At 73.4% G+C, this 3,908-nt stretch carries 3 protein-coding genes; all 3 read left to right on the forward strand.

The genetic code is table 11. The features are described from left to right. A partial coding sequence (locus tag MXD58_RS22390) for an nSTAND1 domain-containing NTPase (RefSeq protein WP_250609868.1) occupies window positions 1-2,315 on the forward strand: 2,315 nt, incomplete at its 5' end. Window positions 2,316-2,500: 185 nt separating this feature from the next. Further along, window positions 2,501-3,139, forward strand: coding sequence for a GNAT family N-acetyltransferase (locus MXD58_RS22395; protein WP_248837586.1), 639 nt, complete (start codon window positions 2,501-2,503; stop codon window positions 3,137-3,139). Between the two features lie 243 nt (window positions 3,140-3,382). After that, window positions 3,383-3,908, forward strand: a 526-nt coding sequence (locus MXD58_RS22400) for a nuclear transport factor 2 family protein (protein WP_250609869.1), incomplete at its 3' end; no start/stop codon positions are given.

Raw genomic sequence — 3,908 nt, forward strand, 5'->3', positions numbered from 1 at the left:
CGTTCGTGCCGGGCCGCGACCCGCTGCGCAAGCTCGCCCTGGCGTTGGAGAAGGCCGCGCAGCTCGCCGGCGTGCGCTGGACGGCCGACGAGATCGGGCGGCGGCTGCGGGACGAGCCCGGCGCGCTCGCCACGGTCGCGGAGGAGCTGCTCGCCGCCGCTCCGGGCCCGCCGCGGGACCGGCTGCTGCTCGTCGTCGACCAGGGCGAGGAGCTGTTCACCCGAACTCCGCCGCCGGAGCGGTCCCGTTTCGCCACCGCGATCTCCCGTGGGCTCGACGGGCCGATCCGCGTCGTCATCGCCGTGCGCTCGGAGTTCCAGGACCAGCTGTTCGCCGTGCCGGAGCTGCACGACGTCTCTCTGCACACGTTCCCGCTGCGGCCGCTCGGGCGGGACATGCTGCGCGTGGTGATCAGCGAGCCGGCCCGGGTGGCCGGGCTGTCGGTCGACCCGGAGCTGGTCAGCCGGATGGTCGAGGAGACCGAGGGCGGCGAGGCCCTGCCGCTGCTCGCGTTCACCCTGCAGGAGCTGGCCGGCGACCAGGTTCGCGGCGGTCGGCTGTCCACCGCGCGCTACGAGGAGCTCGGCGGGGTGCGCGGTGCGCTCGCCCGCCGGGCCGACGCGGTGCTCGACGACGCGGTCGCCGCCGCCGGCCTGGCCCGGGAGGTGATTCTTGCCAGCATGGCAGAGCTCGCGACGCTGGACGAGGCGGGCCGGCGAACCCGGCGCCGCATCGACTTCGAGGAGCTGTCCAGCGACGCGCTGCGCACCGCGTTCCGGGTCTTCGTCGAGGAACGGCTGTTGTCCACGCCCAGCGACAGCCTGGGCGGCACCTCCGTCGGCGTCGTGCACGAGGCGTTGCTGACCGCCTGGCAGCCGCTGGACTCGGCGATCCGCGAGCGGGAGGCGGCGCTGCTCACGGAGGGGCAGGTGGAGCGCGCCGCCACCCGGCGCTCCCGCGGCGGCCCGCTGTGGGACGTCGACCGGCTCACCGCCGCGACCACCATCCTGTGGGGGTCCTATGACCGATTCCGGGCGGGCGGCGAACCGGTGGTGAACCTCAACCGGGCCGGCCGGCAGTTCCTCGCCGAATGCCACCAGCACGCAGACGGCATCACCCGCCGCGAGCGGCGACGCCGGCGCCGGACCGTCGCGGTGCTGTCCCTGCTGCTCGTCGTGGCCGTCGCCGCTGCCACGACCGCCGGCTTCCAGAACCGGTCGGCGCAGCGTTCCCAGCGGGCCGCCGATCTGGCCCGGCTGGCGGCGGTTGCCCAGTCGTTGCTGGCCACCGCACGCGACGTGCGAACCACCGACCGCGACCGGGCGCTGCGGCTGGGGATCGCCGCTGCCACGGTCTCGCCGGGCGCGGTGAGCGAGGAGGGCCTGCTGCAGAGCCTCGCCGCGGACCCGACGGGCTTCGCCAGCCCCGGCGATCCGGTGACCGCGCTCGGCTTCGCCCCGGACGGGACGCTGCTCGCCGCCGGCGGCGCGGACCAGTCGGTGTCGCTGTGGTCGATCCGCGGCACCCGACTCGTGCCGGTCGTGGCGCCGCTGCGGGGGCTGCCGGGCCCGGCGATCGCCGTGGAGTTCGCCCTCGGCCACCGGCGGTTGACCGCGACCGCCGCGGACGGCACCGCGCTGGTCTGGGACCTGACCGACCCGGCCCGGCCACGAGCGACCGGTCCGCCCACTCCGGGCCCCCCGCCGTCCGACCCACGTCTCGCCCGGTCGGCGACGGCGCCGATCGAGGCGGATGGCAGTGGCGGCGCACCGGCCGGCGTGACCGGCCCGGCCGGCGGCGACGAGGTGGGTGACGGGGGCACCGGCACGAGCCGGGGTGGCCGGATCGAGGTGGTGGCGACCGGCGGCGTGCAGGGTCGTCATGTCCTCGCTCGGGCGGGCACCGACACGGGTGCTACCCAGGCCCTGGCCTTCTCGCCCGACGGCACCCTGCTCGCCAGCGTCGGCTCGGGACCCGGGGTTCGGCTGTGGGCCACCGGCGCCGCCGACCTCCCGGCCGCCGTGACCGGCGACGGCGTGGGTTCGGCGTCGCCGGGCGTCCTGCGCCCGATCGGGCAACCGCTGGCGGGGCACACCCGGTCCGTGCGGTCCGTAGCCTTCTCCCCAGACGGCGCCCTGCTCGCCTCGGGCGGCTATGACGGGACGCTCCGGCTGTGGCGCCTCGCCGCGGTCCAGGCGTTTCGCCAGGGCGGCATCATCGGTTATGCATGCCAGACCGCCAGAGTGGGTCTGGACGCGTCGTCGTGGCGGTACTACCTGCCCGGGGTGCCCTACCGGGCGACCTGCCGCCGATGATCACATCAGCCGTGATACACAGATCGCCGCCAGGTAACCACATAATGGCGTAGGCGTTACGATGTGCCACTTTCACCCGTATTTGCGTTAAGAAATGCTCAAACTCACCGCAATTGAGAAGACACGCACGGAATCGTCGCCCAGAGTACTTCCCGACCAGCCCCCGTGGGCGGACCATCACTCATATGACGTTGACCTATGGCGCACCCAGCCGCACCGAGATCCCGACCGTCCTCACGTCCCGGTTGATCCTGCGCGGCTGGCGTCCCGCGGATCTCTCCCCGTACGCGGCGATGAACGCCGACCCGGAGACGATGCGCTATCTCAACGGGCCATTCGGGCAGGACGGCACGGAACGCCTGGTCACTCACCTGCTGGGGATGTGGATGCTGCACGGGCACGGCATGTGGGCGGTCGAGGAACGTGGCACGGGCGAGTTCCTCGGCCGCGCCGGTTCCTACGCCGCCGAGGGCTGGCCGGGGATCGAGGTCGCCGTGTCCATCCGGCGGGACCGCTGGGGACACGGGCTTGGCACCGAGGCGATCCGCGCCTCGCTGGAGTTCGGCTTCGACCGGCTGCCCGTCACCGAACTCATCACCATCACGCACCGGGACAACGTCGGCATGAACACGATCGCCCGCCGACTCGGCATGCAGTACCGCGGGGTGGCGGACGTCGGCCCCTGGCAGGCGAGCAACGTCTACGCAATCGGCCGCGAGCAGTGGCGGGCGTGCGGCTGCGCGCTCACCCCGACCAGCGACCTGCTCCGGATGCACAGCCGCCAGTCCACCCGCCGGCACACCGACGGTTTACCCTGCACCTGACTCGATCCAGCCCACGTCAGGCTGACGTCGGCGCGCCGCCCAGCTCGGTGGAGTACACGCTGGCGAGGACCCGGCGCTCGATCCGCCAGCCGCTCGCCGTCCGGACGATCTCGTCGTCGTAGTACCCCTACGTCTGAAATCCGCCCACATACCCCGGCACGATGATCACCGCATTGACGTAGCTGCGGGCCTCGGCCCGGTCACCGTCGACGCGGATGTCGAGGTGGTGAGGCTGTGCCTCGTGTGCCCGAACGGCTTGTGCATCTCGTCGAACGCCGTGGTGAGGGCATCAGCGCCCTGCCACGCCCCGACGTCGCCATAGTCGACGGTACAGAGGTCGGTGAAACCTCGTTCCTTCAGGCCGTGGCCACCGAAAGTGCCCGCGATCGGCACGCTAACCGCGACGGCTGCGCCCACGTGCTGACCACGCCGCACGTCGAGGTCCACGGCGACGAGGCGACCGGCCGCAGCTACGCCCTCAACATCCGCTGGGACCCCGACGCCGACCGGTTCTGGATCGCGCACGTCTCCGCGAACATCTGGCGCTGGACCCGCACCCCGCACCCCACACCCAGCACCCCGCACCCCGCACCCCGCACCCCGGACGGCTGGCGGATCGCCGAGCGCGTCAACGCTCCCCTCGACGGTTCCGCGGCGCACCGCGCGATGCTGGCCCCCGCGAAGCCCGCCGACGCCGACTGGCGGTGCTGGGGGACGGCGGCGGGATCAGCCGCGCGTCGCGGTGACCACCGGCGTCCGGTGCGCGGTC

This window comes from Frankia sp. AgKG'84/4 (genome assembly GCF_023242965.2).
Taxonomy (GTDB): Bacteria; Actinomycetota; Actinomycetes; order Frankiales; family Frankiaceae; genus Frankia.